Source organism: Kineococcus halophytocola, assembly GCF_041276425.1.
GTDB classification, from domain to species: Bacteria; Actinomycetota; Actinomycetes; order Actinomycetales; family Kineococcaceae; genus Kineococcus; species Kineococcus halophytocola.
In genome coordinates, this window is sequence record NZ_JBGFTU010000005.1 from 44,125 (window position 1) to 60,591 (window position 16,467).

General features: G+C 75.0%; 16 protein-coding genes. 6 read left to right on the forward strand and 10 right to left on the reverse strand.

Going from position 1 to position 16,467, the window contains the following annotated elements; translation table 11 throughout:
• Positions 1 to 1,308 carry a hypothetical protein gene (locus tag AB2L27_RS05400; protein WP_370440451.1) on the forward strand — a complete coding sequence of 436 codons (1,308 nt, stop codon included), beginning with the start codon at positions 1 to 3 and terminating at the stop codon, positions 1,306 to 1,308.
• A 43-nt stretch (positions 1,309 to 1,351) separates the two neighbouring features.
• Positions 1,352 to 2,167 (forward strand): aminotransferase class IV, encoded by an 816-nt coding sequence (locus AB2L27_RS05405; protein WP_370440452.1) that lies wholly within the window; start codon positions 1,352 to 1,354, stop codon positions 2,165 to 2,167.
• Positions 2,168 to 2,209: 42 nt separating this feature from the next.
• On the opposite strand, the gene AB2L27_RS05410 is transcribed toward AB2L27_RS05405, so the two are convergent.
• From AB2L27_RS05410 to AB2L27_RS05430, 5 genes are all read right to left on the reverse strand, one after another.
• Positions 2,210 to 4,120 (reverse strand): chorismate-binding protein, encoded by a 1,911-nt coding sequence (locus tag AB2L27_RS05410; protein ID WP_370440453.1) that lies wholly within the window; start codon positions 4,118 to 4,120, stop codon positions 2,210 to 2,212.
• Between the two features lie 31 nt (positions 4,121 to 4,151).
• Positions 4,152 to 4,541, reverse strand: a complete 390-nt coding sequence (gene dhaM / locus AB2L27_RS05415) for a dihydroxyacetone kinase phosphoryl donor subunit DhaM (RefSeq protein ID WP_370440454.1) — start codon at positions 4,539 to 4,541, stop codon at positions 4,152 to 4,154.
• Positions 4,538 to 5,170, reverse strand: coding sequence for a dihydroxyacetone kinase subunit DhaL (gene dhaL, locus AB2L27_RS05420; RefSeq protein ID WP_370440455.1), 633 nt, complete (start codon positions 5,168 to 5,170; stop codon positions 4,538 to 4,540). Before dhaL ends, dhaM begins: the two co-directional genes overlap by 4 nt.
• Positions 5,158 to 6,183, reverse strand: a complete 1,026-nt coding sequence (gene dhaK / locus AB2L27_RS05425) for a dihydroxyacetone kinase subunit DhaK (protein ID WP_370440456.1) — start codon at positions 6,181 to 6,183, stop codon at positions 5,158 to 5,160. Before dhaK ends, dhaL begins: the two co-directional genes overlap by 13 nt.
• Positions 6,184 to 6,334: 151 nt before the next feature.
• Positions 6,335 to 7,540, reverse strand: coding sequence for an osmoprotectant NAGGN system M42 family peptidase (locus tag AB2L27_RS05430; protein ID WP_370440457.1), 1,206 nt, complete (start codon positions 7,538 to 7,540; stop codon positions 6,335 to 6,337).
• A gap of 460 nt (positions 7,541 to 8,000) precedes the next feature.
• On the opposite strand from AB2L27_RS05430, the gene AB2L27_RS05435 reads away from it, so the two are divergent.
• Positions 8,001 to 8,168: a hypothetical protein gene (locus AB2L27_RS05435; RefSeq protein WP_370440458.1), complete on the forward strand. Its 168-nt coding sequence runs from the start codon at positions 8,001 to 8,003 to the stop codon at positions 8,166 to 8,168.
• A 237-nt stretch (positions 8,169 to 8,405) separates the two neighbouring features.
• Here the strand turns inward: AB2L27_RS05435 and AB2L27_RS05440 are convergent, their stop codons facing one another.
• Entirely contained in the window at positions 8,406 to 8,885 is a 480-nt protein-coding gene (locus AB2L27_RS05440; protein ID WP_370440459.1) for a hypothetical protein, read from the reverse strand.
• A 131-nt stretch (positions 8,886 to 9,016) separates the two neighbouring features.
• Positions 9,017 to 9,499, reverse strand: coding sequence for a hypothetical protein (locus tag AB2L27_RS05445; RefSeq protein WP_370440460.1), 483 nt, complete (start codon positions 9,497 to 9,499; stop codon positions 9,017 to 9,019).
• Positions 9,500 to 9,803: 304 nt separating this feature from the next.
• Here AB2L27_RS05445 and AB2L27_RS05450 point away from each other — a divergent pair, with 304 nt between their 5' ends.
• Complete coding sequence (locus AB2L27_RS05450; protein WP_370440461.1) at positions 9,804 to 10,586, forward strand: SDR family oxidoreductase; 783 nt, start codon at positions 9,804 to 9,806, stop codon at positions 10,584 to 10,586.
• 84 nt (positions 10,587 to 10,670) lie between these two features.
• Here the strand turns inward: AB2L27_RS05450 and ngg are convergent, their stop codons facing one another.
• The 3 genes from ngg to AB2L27_RS05465 all read right to left on the reverse strand — a co-directional run bounded on the left by ngg (position 10,671) and on the right by AB2L27_RS05465 (position 14,674).
• Complete coding sequence (ngg, locus tag AB2L27_RS05455; RefSeq protein ID WP_370440596.1) at positions 10,671 to 12,413, reverse strand: N-acetylglutaminylglutamine synthetase; 1,743 nt, start codon at positions 12,411 to 12,413, stop codon at positions 10,671 to 10,673.
• Between the two features lie 88 nt (positions 12,414 to 12,501).
• Positions 12,502 to 14,286, reverse strand: coding sequence for an N-acetylglutaminylglutamine amidotransferase (locus tag AB2L27_RS05460; RefSeq protein ID WP_370440462.1), 1,785 nt, complete (start codon positions 14,284 to 14,286; stop codon positions 12,502 to 12,504).
• A gap of 22 nt (positions 14,287 to 14,308) precedes the next feature.
• Positions 14,309 to 14,674, reverse strand: coding sequence for a histidine triad nucleotide-binding protein (locus tag AB2L27_RS05465; RefSeq protein WP_370440463.1), 366 nt, complete (start codon positions 14,672 to 14,674; stop codon positions 14,309 to 14,311).
• 130 nt (positions 14,675 to 14,804) lie between these two features.
• On the opposite strand from AB2L27_RS05465, the gene AB2L27_RS05470 reads away from it, so the two are divergent.
• Together AB2L27_RS05470 and AB2L27_RS05475 are read left to right on the forward strand one after the other, a co-directional pair.
• On the forward strand, positions 14,805 to 15,326 hold the full coding sequence (locus tag AB2L27_RS05470) for an RNA polymerase sigma factor (protein ID WP_370440464.1): 522 nt from the start codon (positions 14,805 to 14,807) through the stop codon (positions 15,324 to 15,326).
• Positions 15,323 to 16,465, forward strand: a complete 1,143-nt coding sequence (locus tag AB2L27_RS05475) for a Gmad2 immunoglobulin-like domain-containing protein (protein WP_370440465.1) — start codon at positions 15,323 to 15,325, stop codon at positions 16,463 to 16,465. Before AB2L27_RS05470 ends, AB2L27_RS05475 begins: the two co-directional genes overlap by 4 nt.
• Positions 16,466 to 16,467 lie beyond the last annotated feature (2 nt).

Below are 16,467 nucleotides of genomic sequence, written 5' to 3' on the forward strand. Positions count from 1 at the left end.
ATGAGGATCACCCCCGAGCAGGCCGCGGCCCGGGTGCGGGCGGGGCTGGGACGCGACCCGCAGGACGCCTTGGAGGCCAGCGTCGTCCTGGAGGCCTGGGGAGGCCTGACCGCACGCTCGGCCCTCCCCCTGGCCCGTCAGGTCGCGGCGATCCCCCGTCCGTCCTCACCGGCCGGCTTCTCCCGCCGCGTGACGGGCGTGGTGCAGTCGGAGTCCACCCGGGAGGTCCTGGGGCTCATCGCCACGCTGCTGGCGACCACGGCGTGGGTCGCTCCGCTGGCGACCGCGCTCGGCGCGGGATCGACCGAACGGGCCTGGAAGATCGCGTTGCCGATCAGCCTGGCGGTGCAGTGGTTCCTGCGCAGGCGCTACCTCACCGACGCCCGGGGCCTGGGCAGGTTGCGCACCGACCGGGGGGTCGCCGCGGGCGGCACCGTCCTGTCGCTGCTGGTCGTCGTGGCGATGCTGCTGCAGCCGGCCGCCGCCCTGCCCGCGGCCCTGGTGGTGACCTGGGTGGGGGGTCTGCTCGTCGTGGTGCGCGGGTGGGGCATCCCCTACGCGGCGTGCCTGCTCGCGGCGACCGCGGCGATGGGGCTGGGACTGCCCGTGGTGACCGACGTCCTGCTCGTGGTGACGCTCACGGTGGCGGCGGTCGCCGCCGCGATCGTCACCTGCCCGCCCTCCTCGCTCGCCCCCACCCCGTGGCCGCGCTCCCTGGTCGCCGGCGCCATCGGCGGGACCACCGCCCTGCTCATCGTGGTCGACCCCACGGTCGAGTGGTCCAGCTGGCGCCCGTTCCCCGTCATCGCCCTCGTGCCCTGCCTGCTGGGGACCGTGTGGGCCAGTCGCCACCTGAACCGGATCTGGACCGTGCTGCTGGCCGCGCTGGCCTCCACCGACTTCGGCGACCGGTCCAGCCGACGCCACCGGCGGGTGTTCGGTCGCATCATCGTGGGCGCCTTCGGGCGGCTGGTCCTGCTGACCGCTGCGGTCTCGGTGCTCACCTACGCCCTCGTGCACTCGGTGGCGACCTCCGGTCGCGGGCTGGCCCTGCTGCTGCTGGGACTGGGCTGCTTCGGGGTCGTCGGGTTCGTCGCGGCCCTGCTGGAGTCCTTCTCCCGCCTCCTCGCCGCCGGCGTCGTGGCGGTCGTGGCCGTGGTCGTCGCCGCGGCCGCTGCGAGCGGACGGCTGCCCGGACCGGACCTGCCCCCGCTGGCCGCCGCGGCCGTGGCCGCCGCCGTCGTGGCGCTGTGGCCGGTGGCGCGGCTGGTGAGCCAGCCGGACCGCACCCTCGCCACGATGATCTGAGCCCGGCCCCCGCCGGCGCCGGCCGATGCACGACACTCCCGCTGTGGACCCCCGCCCCCGCCCCCGCACCGCCGTCCTCGGCGCCGGTGAAGTCCCCTGGGACTCCCCCGTCGCGCCGGCCGACGACGCGGGCCTGCGGGGGGACGGCTGCTTCGAGACCCTGCTGGTGCACGGCGGGGACCCCGCGCGCACGGTCCGGCTGGAGGAGCACCTGGACCGGTTCGCCCGCGGAGCGGGCCAGGTGGGGATCCCCTTCGACCGGGCGGGGTGGGTGGCGCTGGTGCGCTCGCTGACCGGCGACGTCCCCGCCGGGACCGAGGCCGCCCTGCGGCTCTCGCTCTCGCGCAGCGAGCTGGGGGTGGCCACCCTGCGCCCGGTGCCGGCGACGGTGCGGGCCGGCCGGGACGGCGTCCACGTCGTGACGCTGGCCCGCGGCACGAGCACGGTCCCGGACGCGCCGTGGCTGCTGACGGCGGCCAAGACGTCCTCCTACGCCGTGAACTCCGCGGCGCTGCGGGAGGCGCGGCGCCGCGGCGCCGAGGACGCCCTGTTCCTCGACGCCGCCGGCGAGGTCCTGGAGGCCCCGACGGCGAACCTGCTGTGGCGGGCGCAGGGGCGCTGGTGGACCCCGCCGCAGGCGGGTCGCGCCGTCCTGCCGGGCACGACCCTGGCCGCGGTCACCGCGCGGTTCGGCGTGCAGGAGCGGGCCTGCCGCCCCGGCGACCTGCTGCGCGCCGAGGGGGCGTGGTTGCTGTCGAGCCTGCGCGGTGCGGCGCCGGTCCGCTCCCTCGACGGAACCCCCCTGCCCGTGGCGGCGACGCTGACCGGGGCCCTGCAGCGCACCGCCCTGGGGCTCTGACCCCCTCCCGGCAGGGGCCCCGTCCCCGGTTCGAGGGCCGGCTCAGCCCACGACCCGCGTCGTCAGCGCCGCGAGCGGGGCCCGCAGCTTCAGCAGCACCTCGGCCACCTCGGCGTCGGGGTCGGAGTCCAGCACCACCGCGCCGCCGGCCCCGACGTGCCACTCCTGCCCGACGCGCACGGCGGTGCGGATGACGACGGCGAGGTCGGCGGCGCCGGTGAGGGAGAACCAGCCCAGCGTGCCCGAGTAGATCCCCCGCGGGCGCCGTTCGAGGGCGTCGATGATCTCGGTGGTGCGCAGCTTCGGCGCCCCCGTCATCGACCCCGGCGGGAAGCAGGCGCGCAGGCACTCCACGGCGGAGACGTCGGGGCGCAACCGGCCGCGGACCGTCGTCACGAGCTGGTGCACGGTGGCGAGGGTCTCGGTGACCATGAGGTGCGGAACGGTGACCGTGCCGGGCACGCAGACCCGGCCGAGGTCGTTGCGCAGCAGGTCCACGACCATGAGGTTCTCGGCGCGGGTCTTCGGATCGGCCTGCAGCGCCGCGGGATCGGTGTCCAGCGGGGCCGTGCCCTTGATGGGCCGGGTCTCCACCGCACCGTCCTGCCCCACGTGCAGGAACCGCTCGGGGGAACTGCCCACCACCTCCACGCCGCCGGTGCGCAGGTACGCCGCGTACGGGGCGGGGTTCGCGCGCCGCAACCGCCGGTAGGCCGCGACGCCCGCACCGGGGGTGCCCTCGACGGGGACCCGGGCCCGGGTCGTGAGGCAGACCTCGTAGCTCTCCCCGGCGCGCAACTGCTCCTGCGCCGCCACGACGTCGTCCCGGTAGCGGTCCGGGGCCGTGTCCAGGACGACGGGCAGGTCCGGGGCGGGCGCGGGCTCGCCGACGGGTTCCAGAGCGTCCAGCGCCGCGAGCGTCCGCCCGGTCCAGGCCGGCTCGTCCTGCCCGTCCGACAGCGCGCACACCCACGTCGCGTCCTCGTCGTGGTCCAGGACCAGGAACCGGTCGACGAACACCCACCGGGCCGCGGGGGTCCCGGCATCGCGCGAGCCGTCGCCGGCGACGGGGAAACCGCACTCGTCCTTCGCCTCGTACCCGGCCCAGCCGACGAACCCGCCGGCGAACCCGAACGGGACGTCGTGGGCGCCGTCGACCCCGACGCCGTCCAGGCACGCCGACACCGCCGCGAGGGAGGTCTCGGCGGGGCCCGTCAGCGGTCCGAGGAAGGAGAACCGGCCCGACCCCGCCCCGCGGCTCGCCGAGTCCAGCCAGAACACGTCCTCGCCGGTCAGCACCTGCGTCAGCACGGCCTCGGCGTCCACGACACCGGGGACCCGGTGGCGGTGCAGCCGGTACCGCTGCGGGTGCCCCCAGCGCCGGCACCAGCGGACGAAGTTCTCCACGATCAGCGCCCCGGAGGAACTGGCGACCGACTCGGGGTGGAACTGCACGCCGACCTGCGGGCGTTCCCGGTGCCGCACCGCCATGAGGACGCCGTCCTGCCCCCACGCCAGCGGTTCCAGGACGTCCGGCAGGGGTTCGGCCACGCGGAAGGAGTGGTAGCGGGTGGCGGCGAACCCGTCGGGCAACCCCGCCAGCACGGACCCGCCGGTGTGCCGGACGTGGTCGACGAACCCGTGCCGCGGTCGCGGCGCGGCGTCCACGACGGCCCCGGCGGCCAGCGCGATCCCCTGCATCCCCAGGCACACCCCGAGGACGGGGACCTGCGCGCGGGCCAGCACGTCCGCGGACAGGGCGAAGTCGCGCGGGTTGGCCGGGTGGCCCGGCCCCGGGGAGACGACGACCCCGGCGAAACCCGCCAGGTCCAGTTCCCCCGGGGCCACGTCGTCGTCGCTGACGACGACCGGGTCGGTGCCCGAGGCCACGGCCAGCAACTGCACGAGGTTGTGGGTGTAGGAGTCGTGGTTGTCCACGACGAGCCAGCGCACGGGGGGATCCTGCCAGGCCGGACGGGCCGGGTCAGCCCTTGCGCAGGTCCCGCGCGAGCTCGGCCTGCGCGACCACCTCGGCCAGCCCCGCCCCGGTGGAGGCGGTCACCACGGCGGCCACGGCCCCCTCGACGAACGGGGCGTCCACGAGGGCGACGGGCGCGCCGTCGGGCAGGTCGGCCAGCACGGTGCGGGCCGTGAGGACGGCGCTGCCGAGGTCGACGAGCACGGCCACCTCCTCCCCGGCGGCCAGCCCCGCCTCCACGGCCGCCTCCAGCGCGTCGGCGTCGGTCCCCAGGCGGCCGTCCGCGGTCCCGCCCACGGGGACGACGGCGGCCGAGGACGCCACCTGCCCGGCGAGGTCGGCGACCCCGCGGGCCACGTCGGCGCTGTGCGAGAGGAGGACGACGCGCACGCTCACGACCCCTCCCCCGCACCCGACCCCGCGAGCGCCGCGAAGAGCAGCGCGATGGACACGGCCCCGGGGTCGCGGTGCCCGGTCCCGCGGTCACCGAGGTAGCTCGCCCGTCCCTTGCGGGCCACGAGGTCGTCGGTGGAGGCGGCCCCGCGCTCGGCGGCCTCGGCGGCCTCGGCCGCGGAACCACCGGCCTCCAGCGCCTCCACGGCCGGGGCCAGGGCGTCGACGAGGGTCGCGTCGCCCACCTGCGCCCCGCCCAGGGCCACGACCGCGTCCAGACCGGCCCGCAACCCGGTGGCGAGCGCCGCCCCGTCCACGGACCCGCTGTCCCCCAGCGCCTTGCCGGTCCGGCGCAGCAGGGTTCCGAACAGCGGCCCGCTGGCCCCGCCGACGGTGCTGACGAGGGTGGACCCGGCCTTGGTCAGCGCCGCGCCCGGGGTGGGCGGGTCGGCGGCCTCCAGCGCGGCGAGGACGGCGCGCGTCCCGCGCTGCAGGTTCACACCGTGGTCGGAGTCGCCGATGGGGCGGTCGAGGTCGGTCAGCTCGGCGGCGTGCTCGTCGACGGCGGTCGCGAAGCGCTGCAACCACTCCCGCGCCCCGGCCGCGGTGAGCGCGGGGTTCACGCGCCCCACCGCAGCGCGGGGGTGCGGACGGGGGCGTCCCACAGCTGCAGCAGCTGCGGGGTCGCGCGGCAGACGCTGACCATGCTGCCCGCCATCTCCAGGCTCGTGACGTGGTTGCCGACCAGGGCCCGGGCGATGCGGGCGCCGCGGCCGGTGAGTTCGGCGACGACGTCGCCGGCGAGCACCTGCAGCTCCAGCAGCGGGGTGCCGCCCATCCCGTTGACGAGCAGCAGGAGGTCCTCCCCGTCCAGCGGCATGTCCTCGGCGATGGCCGCGACCGACGTGCGCGCCACCTCCCGGGCCACCCCGGTGGCCGGGACGGGCACGCGGCGGCGGCCCGGTTCGCCGTGGATGCCGATGCCCAGTTCCATCTCCCCGGGTTCGAGGTCGAAGCCGGGGCGGTCCGAACCCGGTGTGATGCAGGGGCTCAGCGCCACCCCGAAGCTGCGGCTGCGGGCGACGACGTCCCGCCCGAGGGCGGCGAGCTCGGCCAGGGCCGTGCCCTGCTCGGCGGCGGCACCGAGGACCTTCTCGACGAACAGCGTCCCGCCGGTGCCGCGCCGGCCGGCGGTGTAGAGGCTGTCGGTGACGGCCACGTCGTCGTCGACGAGGACGGTCTCGACGGCGATGTCCTCGTCGTCGGCGAGGTCGGCGGCCATCTGGAAGTTCAGGACGTCGCCGGTGTAGTTCTTCACCACGTGCACGACGCCGCCGCCGCTGGAGGCGGCCGTGGTGGCGGCCAGCACCTGGTCGGGCACGGGGGAGGTGAACACCGCCCCGCACGCGGCCGCGTCGAGCATCCCCAGGCCGACGAACCCGGCGTGCAGGGGTTCGTGCCCGGAGCCGCCGCCGGAGACGAGCCCGACCTTGCCGGGCCGGTGGTCGCCGTGGTGGTCGTGGTTGCGGGAGACGACGTGGTGCTCGAGGTCGACGGTCAGCTCGGGGTGGACCGCGGCCAGCCCGCGCAGCGCGTCGGTGACGGCGTCGGCGGGGTCGTCGAGCAGCTTCGTGGGGACGTGCATGGGAGCTCCTTCGCCCGGGAGCGCCCAAGCTATCCCTCCGCGCCGGCGTCCGGAACCGTCCCCCGGCGGGAAGGCCTGCCCTCGGTGGCCCCGCGCGGTCGATGATCGACCGCGCGGGGCCAACGGGGCAGAACCCCGGCCGCGGCGCCCTTCAGTCCGTGACGACGGTCCGGTCGAGGGGTTCGGGGTCGGCCGGCTGCACGCTGCGGCTGGGGAAGTCCGCGAGGGGGCCGGCGTCGGCCTGGTCCCAGTCGTCGAACGTGAGCCCGCTCTGCAGGTACACCACGAGCAGGCGCGCCAGGGCGACGAGGCCGTCGACGTGGGCGCGCTCGTGGCCGTGGCTGGAGTCCAGCCCGAACCCCAGCAGGGCGTGCCGGGCCTCGATGCCGGCCTCCAGGGCGGGGGCGGCGTCGGAGCGGTAGTGCCGGTAGACGTCCCGGACGGCGGGGATGTCGTGCTCGCGCGCCAGGCCGTGCAGCCGGCGGGACAGGTGGTAGTCGAACGGGCCGGTCATGTCGAGCATGGCGACGCTGGCCATCTCCTCGCGGGAGTTCTGCCCCTCGGCCACGACGGCGTTGTCCACCGCCACCAGCTCGGCCACGTCGGGGGCCAGCCCGTGGGTGGCGCCGAACCCGACCTCCTCGCCGATGGTGACGAGGAACTGCGCGCTGACGGCCAGGGGCAGGCCGGCGTCGCGCAGCGCCTTGAGCGCGGCCAGGCACGCGGCGAGACCGGCCTTGTCGTCGAGGTGGCGGGACTTCACGTAGCCGCGACGGGTCAGCTGCGGGGCGGCGTCCAGGGCCACGTAGTCGCCGACCTCGACGCCGAGGGCGCGCACGTCCTCGGCGGAGGAGACGGGCTCGTCGATGCGGATCTCGACCTGCGGCCAGCCGACGCCCTGGGTGTCGATCTCGTCGCCGAAGGTGTGCCCGCTGCTCTTCAGCGGCAGCACCGTGCCGGTGTACACGCGGTCGTGGTCGTCGGTGAAGATCGTCACGTGCGCGCCCTCGGAGAAGCGGGCGCTGTGGCTGCCGACGGGCACGACCTCCAGCCGGCCGGACTCCTTCACCCGCTTGACCATGAGCCCGATGGTGTCGGCGTGCACGACGACCGCCCGGCGCACCGTGTCGGTGCGCCCGGTCAGGGTCGCGCGCAGGATGCCGCGGCGGGTCAGGTCGAAGGGGATGCCGAGGGCGGCGACGTGGTCCCCGACGGCCTGCATGACCGCGTCGGTGCGCCCGGAGGGGCTGGGGATCCGGAGCATCTCCATGAGGGTGCTCGTCAGGTACTCGACGTCGATCGGGACGTCGACGGTCGCGGGACTCTTCTGGTCGCTGGTGCGGGCCTGGCTGCTCATCACCGGTGATGGTCTCAGGGCCCGGGCGCGGACGCGCCGGGGGACCTCGCGGGCGGGGCGACCGCGGCGCCGCACCCACCCTCGCACCCACCGGTGTCACCACGTGGAGCGAGCCGCGGGTGTCCTGTCCCGGTCGTCCCGGCGACGTCCCGGGGCACCCACGGCTCGCTCCACGGCCCGTCCCACGGCTGGTCTCACGGCCGACCCGAGGTGGGAGCGGCCGTCGGACCGGCGAGGACGTCACCCCGCCCCCCGCCCGGCCGGTCCCACCGCTGTTCCGATCCCGCTGCCCTCCCGCGGTGCGCGGGCGCGCAGTCATCTCGCGGACCGCCTGCCCGTGGCCCACGCTGGAGCGGTGGCTGACGTCACCTCCGGCCCCGCGCCCGGCCCACCCCGCCGCCCGGGGCGGCGGGGACGCGGTACGGCTCCGCGGTCGCCCGGGTGGGTCGTCCTGGACTGCGTGACCGCCCTCGTCGCGCTGATCGTCGCCTTCGTCGCCCTCGTCGCCCTCCCCCTCTGGGTGGGGCTTGTCTTCACCGCCGTCGCGGGCCTGGCCCTCTTCTTCGCCGTCCGGGAGGTGTTCCTGGGGGTGCAGCACTTCGCCGGGGTCTGCCGCACTGGTCGATGACACCTGATCGTGCAGCAGACCCGCAGACCCTCCATGTGGGGGCGGTCAAGAGTGCGCCACCCGCAGCTGCCGGTGACAGCCGTACATCGAGGCTCGTCCCGCCCCAGTGTCCCGAAAGTCGGTGTCCTCGGGACGTTGCTGGAGACGTCACGGTCATCCCGCGAGGTGCGCGGTCGCCAGCGGCTGGCGACGTCGCGGTCTTGGCGAGAAGCCAGCGGCCCTGCAGCTGCCGGTCGGTCAGCCGTTACCCGCTTCAGCGATCAGCCACGGCTCCTGGTCGCTGTGCCGGACCAGCACGTACCCCCACCCCGAAGGTTCCCCCGTGGGAAAGCCCTGATCGGGGTCGGTCACGGTGAAGGTCACCGGCACCGACACCACCTGCTCGTACGCCTTCAGCGCATCCGGGCTCCAGGTGGTGTCGTACGGCGCGACCTTGGAGGAGACCTCCACGTCCTTCAAGCCCGGGTCATCCCCGTGCTGCCACTGGTCCTGCGCCGCGAATCCGGGAGTCGAGACCTGCGCTGCGCTGTCCGCATCCTCGTGCTGGATCGCGTCCAGGTAGCTGCGGACCACGTCATCCGGGGTCTCGGAGGCCGTGTGCTGCTGGGCCACCTCGGCCCGCGCCTGCCCAGAGGAACCGCAGCCGGCCACTGCCACGGCGAACGCCAGCGCCAAGCCCGTCGAGGACCACACGACCACGCGGCGTTGCTCTCTCATCACTCCGGTCTAGCAGCAGCCGCGCAGGCTCGTCCGCACTGGCGACACTCGTCTGCAACATCCGCACATGCCGCGCGACCACTCGGTCATCCCGCGTTGTGTGCGCCGCCGCAGCTACCTTCCCGTCGAGGTCAGACCCTCTCCTCGTAGAGACGGAACCCGTAGTCGGGGTCGGCCAGCCACTGCAGCAGTGAGTCACCGTCATCGGCCCATACGTCCCAGCCGTGTCCGGCACCGGTCAGGTACAGGTGCCGGCCATGCGGGTCCCGGTCGTCGGGCTCGACGTGCAGCGTGTCGCCAGCCCACCGACCGGCCGTCACCGTTCCCGTGCGCGCACGGCGCTGCACGATCCACTCCGGCAGGGCCGTCGGCTGCTCGACGGGTGAGCTCACCGGTGCACCGGCCGCGAAAGTGAAGCCAGAGGCTCTCGCTCGGCACGGTTGGGCGGGGGCGTCGGGGTCTTCGTGCTCGATCTCGTACAGGCAGTCGTCGCAGCCTTCGGCGGGGTCGTGCCCGCGCCAGTCGTGGCGGCAGTGCGGGCAGTCGCCGTAGAACGCCTGCAGCGCCCGTTCGGTGCGCCAGCGGTCCCGTCGCCGCCTGAGGTAGCTGAACACCGGATCACTGTGTCAGGACGACTACCCGGTCATCCGCGTCGTGTGCGCTGTCACTGACTGCTGGTGACTCCACTCCACATCGAGCCGCACGTGCGGTGGGTGCAGGAGACCCGCCCTCCTCCTCCACCGTCCTCAGCCGCACCCGCTCCCCCGAGCGCAGCTCGCGCGGAACCCGTCCTGCCGGGTCCGGAGCCGCGACGTCCCGTACTCCCGCACGCCGACGCAGCCGGAGCCGACGTCGTCGTCTCGCCGGCGGTACGGCACACCAGGCGACACCTCGTTCGACGGCGGCGATCATCGACGCGTGACCGGAGCCCTGCACGACCGCGTCGTCATCGTCACCGGCGCCAGCCGGCGCATCGCCATCGGCGCCGCCTTCGCCCGCCGCGCCGTCGCCGACGGCGCCGCGGTCCTGCTGCACACCTGGTCCCCCCACGACGCCGGGCAACCCTGGGGCGAGGACCCCGGCGGCCCGGCGGCCCTGCTCGCCGAACTGCGAGCCGCGGGCGGCCGAGTCGAGCACCTCAGCGCCGACCTCGCCGACCCGCAGGCCCCCGCCGCCGTGCTCGAGGCAGCCCGGGGCGCCTTCGGCCACGTCGACGCCCTCGTCGCCAACCACGCCCGCAGCAGCGGTCAGGACCTCGAGCACCTCACCGCCGCCGAGCTCGACCTCAGCCACGCCGTCAACACCCGCGCCACCCTGCTGCTCACGCAGGCCTTCGCCGCCCAGCACGACGACACCCGCCCCGGCGGGCGCGTCGTCCTGTTCACCTCCGGGCAGTACCACGGCGCCATGCCTGCCGAGCTGCCGTACATCGCCTCCAAGGCCGCCCTGCACGGGCTCACCCGCAGCCTCGCCGTCCACCTCGCGCCCCAGGCGATCACCGTGAACTGCGTCGATCCCGGCCCCAACGACACCGGGTACGCCGACGAGGAGCTGCGCGCCGCCGTCGCCGCGGCCCACCCGGGCGGTCGGTGGAGCACCCCGGTCGACACCGCCCGCCTGGTCGGGTGGCTGCTCAGCGACGAGGCGGGCTGGATCACCGGGCAGACCATCGCCTCCGACGGCGGCTGGTCCGCCCGCTGACCTCCCGCGGACGACCCTCCAGCGTCACCGGAACGGTCGTGCGCCCCGGGCACGGGGCTAGCCATGCTGCCCGTGCTGCCCCTGCTACCCCTGCTCCGACTGCCTGCCCCCGGTCCGGCGGGTCTCGGGGAACAGCAGGTCCAGGAACCGCTGCGCCGTGGGCCGGGGCGAGTGGTTGGCCAGGCCCGGCCGCTCGTTGGCCTCGATGACGACGTGCTCGGGGCCGGAGACGTCGGGGACGAGGAAGTCCAGGCCCGTGACGGGGATGCCGATGGCCCGGCTCGCCGCGACGGCCGCGTCGACGAGGTCGGGGTGCAGGTCGTCGGTGACGTCGTCGATGGTGCCGCCGGTGTGCAGGTTCGCCGTGCGGCGCACCTCCAACCGCTGCCCGCGGGGCAGGACGTCGTCCATCGCGTACCCGGCGTCGGCCACGACGGACTCGGTGGTCGCGTCGAGCGGGATGCTGGACTCCCCGCCGGTGGCGGCCTGCCGGCGCCGGCTCTGCGCGGTGATCAGCGCCCGGATGTCGTGGGTCCCGGTGCCGATGACGGCCGCGGGCCGGCGCACCGCGGCGGCGACGACCTCGTGGTCGATGACGACGATCCGCAGGTCCTGCCCTGCGACCAGTTCCTCCACGAGGACGTCGGGGCAGTGCCCCGCGGCCGCCGCGACGGCCGCGCGCAGCTCGTCCCCGCCGCGCACGCCGACGGTGATCCCCTTGCCCTGCTCCCCGCGGGCGGGTTTGACCACGACGGGGCCGGTCTCGGCGACGAGCCGGTCGCACTGCTCCAGTCCCCCGCTGTCCTGCAACGGGTCCTGCGCCAGTTCCACGGCCCGCGGCACCCGCACGCCGTGGCTGGCCAGCAGGCGGCGGGTGACGCGCTTGTCGTCGCACCGCGACATCGCCACGGCACTGGTGAGTTCCGACAGCGATTCGCGGGTCAGCAGGGAGCGGCCCGCGTACGTCAGGCGCATCTCCCCGCTGGGGGCGTCGGTGACCTCGACCCGCACCCCGCGGCGCAGGGCCTCGTCGGCCACGATCCGCGCGTAGGGGTTCAGGTCGCCCAGCCCCTCGGGCTGGGGGGAGAACAACGGCCGGTTGATGGGGTTCTTGCGCTTGACCACGACGGGTGCGGCGGGCCGGAAACCCAGCCGCCGGTACAGCGCGATGGCCCCGGCGTTGTCGTGCATGACCGACAGGTCCAGGATCGCCCGCCCGCGGGCGACGTAGCGTTCGGCCAGCACCCGCACCAGCGCCTCCCCCGTGCCGCGCGGGGCGGCCTGCGGGTCGGCGGCCAGGCACCACAGGCTCGTGCCCTGGTCGGGGTCGCCGAAGGCCAGGACGTGGTCGACCCCCGTGACGGTCCCGACGACCTCGCCCGTGCGGGTGTCCTCGGCCACGAGGTAGGTGAACGTCCGCGTCCGGTGGTTGGCCCACATGACGTCCACGTCGGAGACGACCATCCCGCAGGCCGCGTAGATCCGGTTCACCTCGTCGAGCTCGGCGCGTTCGCGGACCATCCGGACGAAGACATCGGGGTTGCGGTCCTTGGGCGCCCGGTACCGCGCGAGCGGGAGCCGGAACGTGATCGAGGGGTCCATGAACAACTCGTGCGGGGCGAGCCCGACGAGCACCTGCGGTTCGCGCACGTACATCGCGATGTCGCGCTCGCCGGTCTCCTCCGCGCGCAGGGCGTCGACGACGGCCCGCTGGTCGGTGAAGGTCTGCCCGAGCACGAGCCGGCCCCACCCCATGTCCAGGACGACGTCGCGCGTCATGTCCTCGGTGAACCACTGCGGGGGTCGCTGCCAGGTGCGCCCGGAGATCGTCGGGACGTCCAGACCGCGCTGGCGCAACCCGGCGACCGTGGTGCGGCGCTTGGTGTTCGACACGTGTTCCTCCCCGTGTCCCGCGTCAGCCGATGCCGTGCTGCTGCAACCACATCTCGAGCAGGCCCAGTTGCCACAGCTTGTTCCCGCGCAGCGGGGTGAGGCCGCCGTTGGGGTCGCCCAGCAGCCCCTCGACGTACTCGGGGCGGAACAGCGCGCGGTCCCGGGCGGCCTGGCTGGACAGCGCGTCGCGGACCAGGCCCAGCACCTTGCCCTCCAGGTGGGTGATGGCCGGGACCGGGAAGTACCCCTTGGGCCGGTCGATGACCTCGCGCGGGATGACGCGGTACCCGACCTGCTTGAGGATCCCCTTGCCGCCGTTGGCCAGCTGCAGCTCCGGCGGGATCGCGGCGGCCAGTTCGACGAGCTCGTGGTCCAGGAACGGCACGCGCGCCTCCAGACCCCACGCCATCGTCGTGTTGTCCACGCGCTTGACCGGGTCGTCGACGAGCATCACCTCGGTGTCCAGCCGCAGCGCCGCGTCCACGGCCGTGTCGGCCCCGGGCCGGGTGAAGTGGCGTTCGACGAACTCGCGGGAGACGTCGCTCGCCGTCATCCACTGCGGGTTCAGCACCTGCGCCATCTGCGCGTGGTCGCGGTCGAAGAACGCCCGCGCGTAGGCGTCGACCCCCTGCGCGGGGGTCAGCCCGGTCAGCGGCGGGTACCAGTGGTACCCGCCGAACACCTCGTCGGCGCCCTGCCCGGACTGCACGACCTTGATGGTCTGGGAGACCTGCTGGGAGAGCAGGTCGAAGGCGACGACGTCGTGGCTGACCATCGGTTCGGCCATCGCCCCGACGGCGTGCGGGAGGGCCCCGACGAGTTCGTCACCGGTGACGCGGATGCGGTGGTGGTCCGTGCCGAACCGCTGCGCGATGACGTCGGAGTACTCGAACTCGTCGCCCTCGCGGCCACCGACGGACTCGAACCCGATGGAGTACGTCGCCAGGTCCTGCTGGCCCTGCTCGGCGAGCAGGGCGGTGATGAGGCTGGAGTCCAGCCCGCCCGACAGCAGCACCCCCACGGGCACGTCGGCGACGGTGCGCCGGCGCACGGCGGTCCGCAGCGACTCCAGGACGGCGTCCTCCCAATCCCGCTCGGAGAACCCGGCGAACTGCTCGCGGCGCACGTGGTCCGGGGACCAGTACCGGTGCTCGCGGGAGGTGCCGTCGCGCTCGACGACGCGGACCGTCGCCGGCGGCAGCTTGCGCACCCCCTGCAGGACGGTGTGCGGGGCCGGGACCACGGCGTGCCAGGTCAGGTAGTGGTGCAGCGCGACGGGGTCGATCGTGGTGTCCACGTCCCCGGCGGCCAGCAGCGCGGGCAGGCTGGAGGCGAACCGCAGCCGGCCCGGCGTCTCGGCCAGGTACAGCGGCTTGATGCCCAGGCGGTCGCGCATGAGCACGACGCGGCCGGTGTCGCGCTCGTGGACGACGACGGCGAACATGCCGACGAGGTGGTCCACGACGTCGGTGCCCCAGCGGTGGTAGCCCTTGACGATGACCTCGGTGTCCGAGGTCGAGGTGAACCGGTAGCCGTACCCCGTCAGCTCCTCGCGCAGCTGCGGGTAGTTGTAGATGCAGCCGTTGAAGACCGCCGTCAGCCCCAGCTCGGGGTCCTGCATGGGCTGGGCGCCGCACGCCGACAGGTCGATGATCGACAGCCGGCGGTGCCCGAAGGCGACGCGGCCCTGGGCCCAGACACCCTCCCCGTCGGGGCCGCGGGGCGCCAGCGTCTGCGACATCCGCTGCACCGCCGCCACGTCGGCCGCGTGCCCGTCGAACCTGACCTCACCGCACAAGCCGCACATGGCGCACCATCCAACCGTGTGATCAGCCGGGGGGCCAGGTGAAGTCCCGGCCACCGAGCACGTGAGCGTGCACGTGGAAGACCGACTGGCCCACCGCCGTGCCCGTGTTGAAGACGAGGCGGTGCTCCCCGCCGCACCGCTCGTCGGCGATGCGCTGGGCCACCTCCACGAGCCGGGCCAGGGCCTGCGGGGAGGCCGCGGCGAGCTCGGCGACGTTCTCGTACCGCTCGCGCGGGACGACCAGGACGTGGACGGGCGCCTGCGGGTTCACGTCCTCGAAGGCGACGACGAGGTCGTCGGAGTGGACGATCGTCGCGGGGATCTCCCCGGCCACGATCTTGAGGAACAGGTCGTCGGGGGCGCGCTGCACGCGGGAGACCTCGGCCATGCCCCCGCACGCTACTCGCGGGACCCCGGGGCGCACCCTCGGCACCCGGCGCGAAGATTGTCCGGTTGGATGTCAACCGTGACCCTGCGTGACTCGTCTACACGGTGTGATGGTGATGAGGGAGCGCGCGGTGGTCGCTGACGACCCGCGCTCGTGGTCGGCCGACGAGGCCGTCGGGGCGCTGTACGCGGCGCACTGGCGGCGCTTCGTGGCGCTCGCGGCCTCGCTCATGGGCGAGTCGGCGAGCGCCGAGGAGGTCGTGGCCGACGCCTTCGTCACCCTGCACCGCCGGTGGGACCGGCTGGCGGACAAGGGGTCCGCCGTCGCCTACCTGCGCACGAGCGTCGTCAACGGGGCCCGGGACGTGCTCAGGCACCGGGTCGTGGCCGACCGGCGGCGACCGCTGCCCGACCCCGCGCCGGAGGGTCCCGAGGAGCACGCCGTGCGGGCCTCGGAGCACCGGGCCGTGCTGGCCGCCCTCGACGGGCTGCCGGCGCGGCAGCGGGAGGTCCTGGTGCTGCGGTACCAGGGCGAGATGTCCGAGCAGGACATCGCCGACGTCCTCGGCATCAGCCGGGGCGCCGTCAAGACGCACGCGCACCGCGGGCTGTCCGCGTTGCGCGAGGCGATGAGCCGGGAGGACCACCAGTGAGTGACGTGACCCCGTCGGGTCCGCTGCCGGACCCCGACGGCGACGACGACCTGAGCCCCACCGCGCGCAGGCTGCGCGACGCCCTGGCCGCCCGCGCGGCCGACGCACGACCCACCGACCGACTCGAGGAGATCCGCATGACCAGCCGAGCCGCCCGCCGCCGTTCCCGCGCCTGGTCCGCCGTGGCCGGGGTCGCCGCCGTCGTCGTCGTGGGCGGTGGCGCCTACGCGGTCACCCAGCGCGCCGACGACAACGTCAGCACGGTCGCGGCGAGCACGTCCGCCGCCCCCGAGACGTCCGCCGCGGACCCCTCGTCGCCCGCCTCCTCGTCCGCCGCGACGTCCGCCTCGTCCGCCTCGACGTCCGGGGCCACGAGCTCCGCCTCGACGACCGACGCCCCCGCCACCGGTGCGGGGACCGGGGCCGCGACCGGGTCGCTGCCGTCCGGCGCCGCGACGGTCCCCGTCTACTGGGTCGGCGGCCAGCCGGCGAGGCTGTTCCGCGAGTACGTGGAGGCCGGGACCGGCGAGAACGACCCGACGAACGCGCTGCGCGCCATGCTGGCCGGGAAGCCGTCCGACCCGGACTACTCCAGCCCGTGGTCGGCGGACCCGGACGCGACCGTGACCGCCGGCGGCGGCCGCCTCGTCGTCGACCTGTCCGCGGCGGCCGCGAGCGGCACCGCCGGGGCCGGCGGGGCGCAGCTGGCGGTGCAGCAGCTCGTCCACACCGTCACCGCGGCCGCGGGCTCGAACGACCCGGTCGAGGTCCGCGTCGACGGGCGGGCCCGGCCCTCGCTGTTCGGGACGACCGTGGCCGAGACGGTCTCGCGGGCCCCGCAGGCCGAGGTGCAGGCCCCGGCGTGGATCACCTCGGTGACCCCGGGCGCGGGGTCGGTGACGGTGAAGGGCGTCGGGACCGCCTTCGAGGGCACGCTCCTGTACACGCTGACGGACGCGGCGGGGACCGAGGTCGCCCGCGACGCCGTGCAGGCGGGGGCGAACGGGACGTTCGGGGAGTTCACCTTCACCGCGCAGGTGCCCGCCGGCACCTACACCGTCGCCGTGTTCGCCCCGGACGAGTCCGGCGGCGAGGCCGGGCCGGTGACCGGGGACACCAAGACGGTCACCGTCTCCTGATC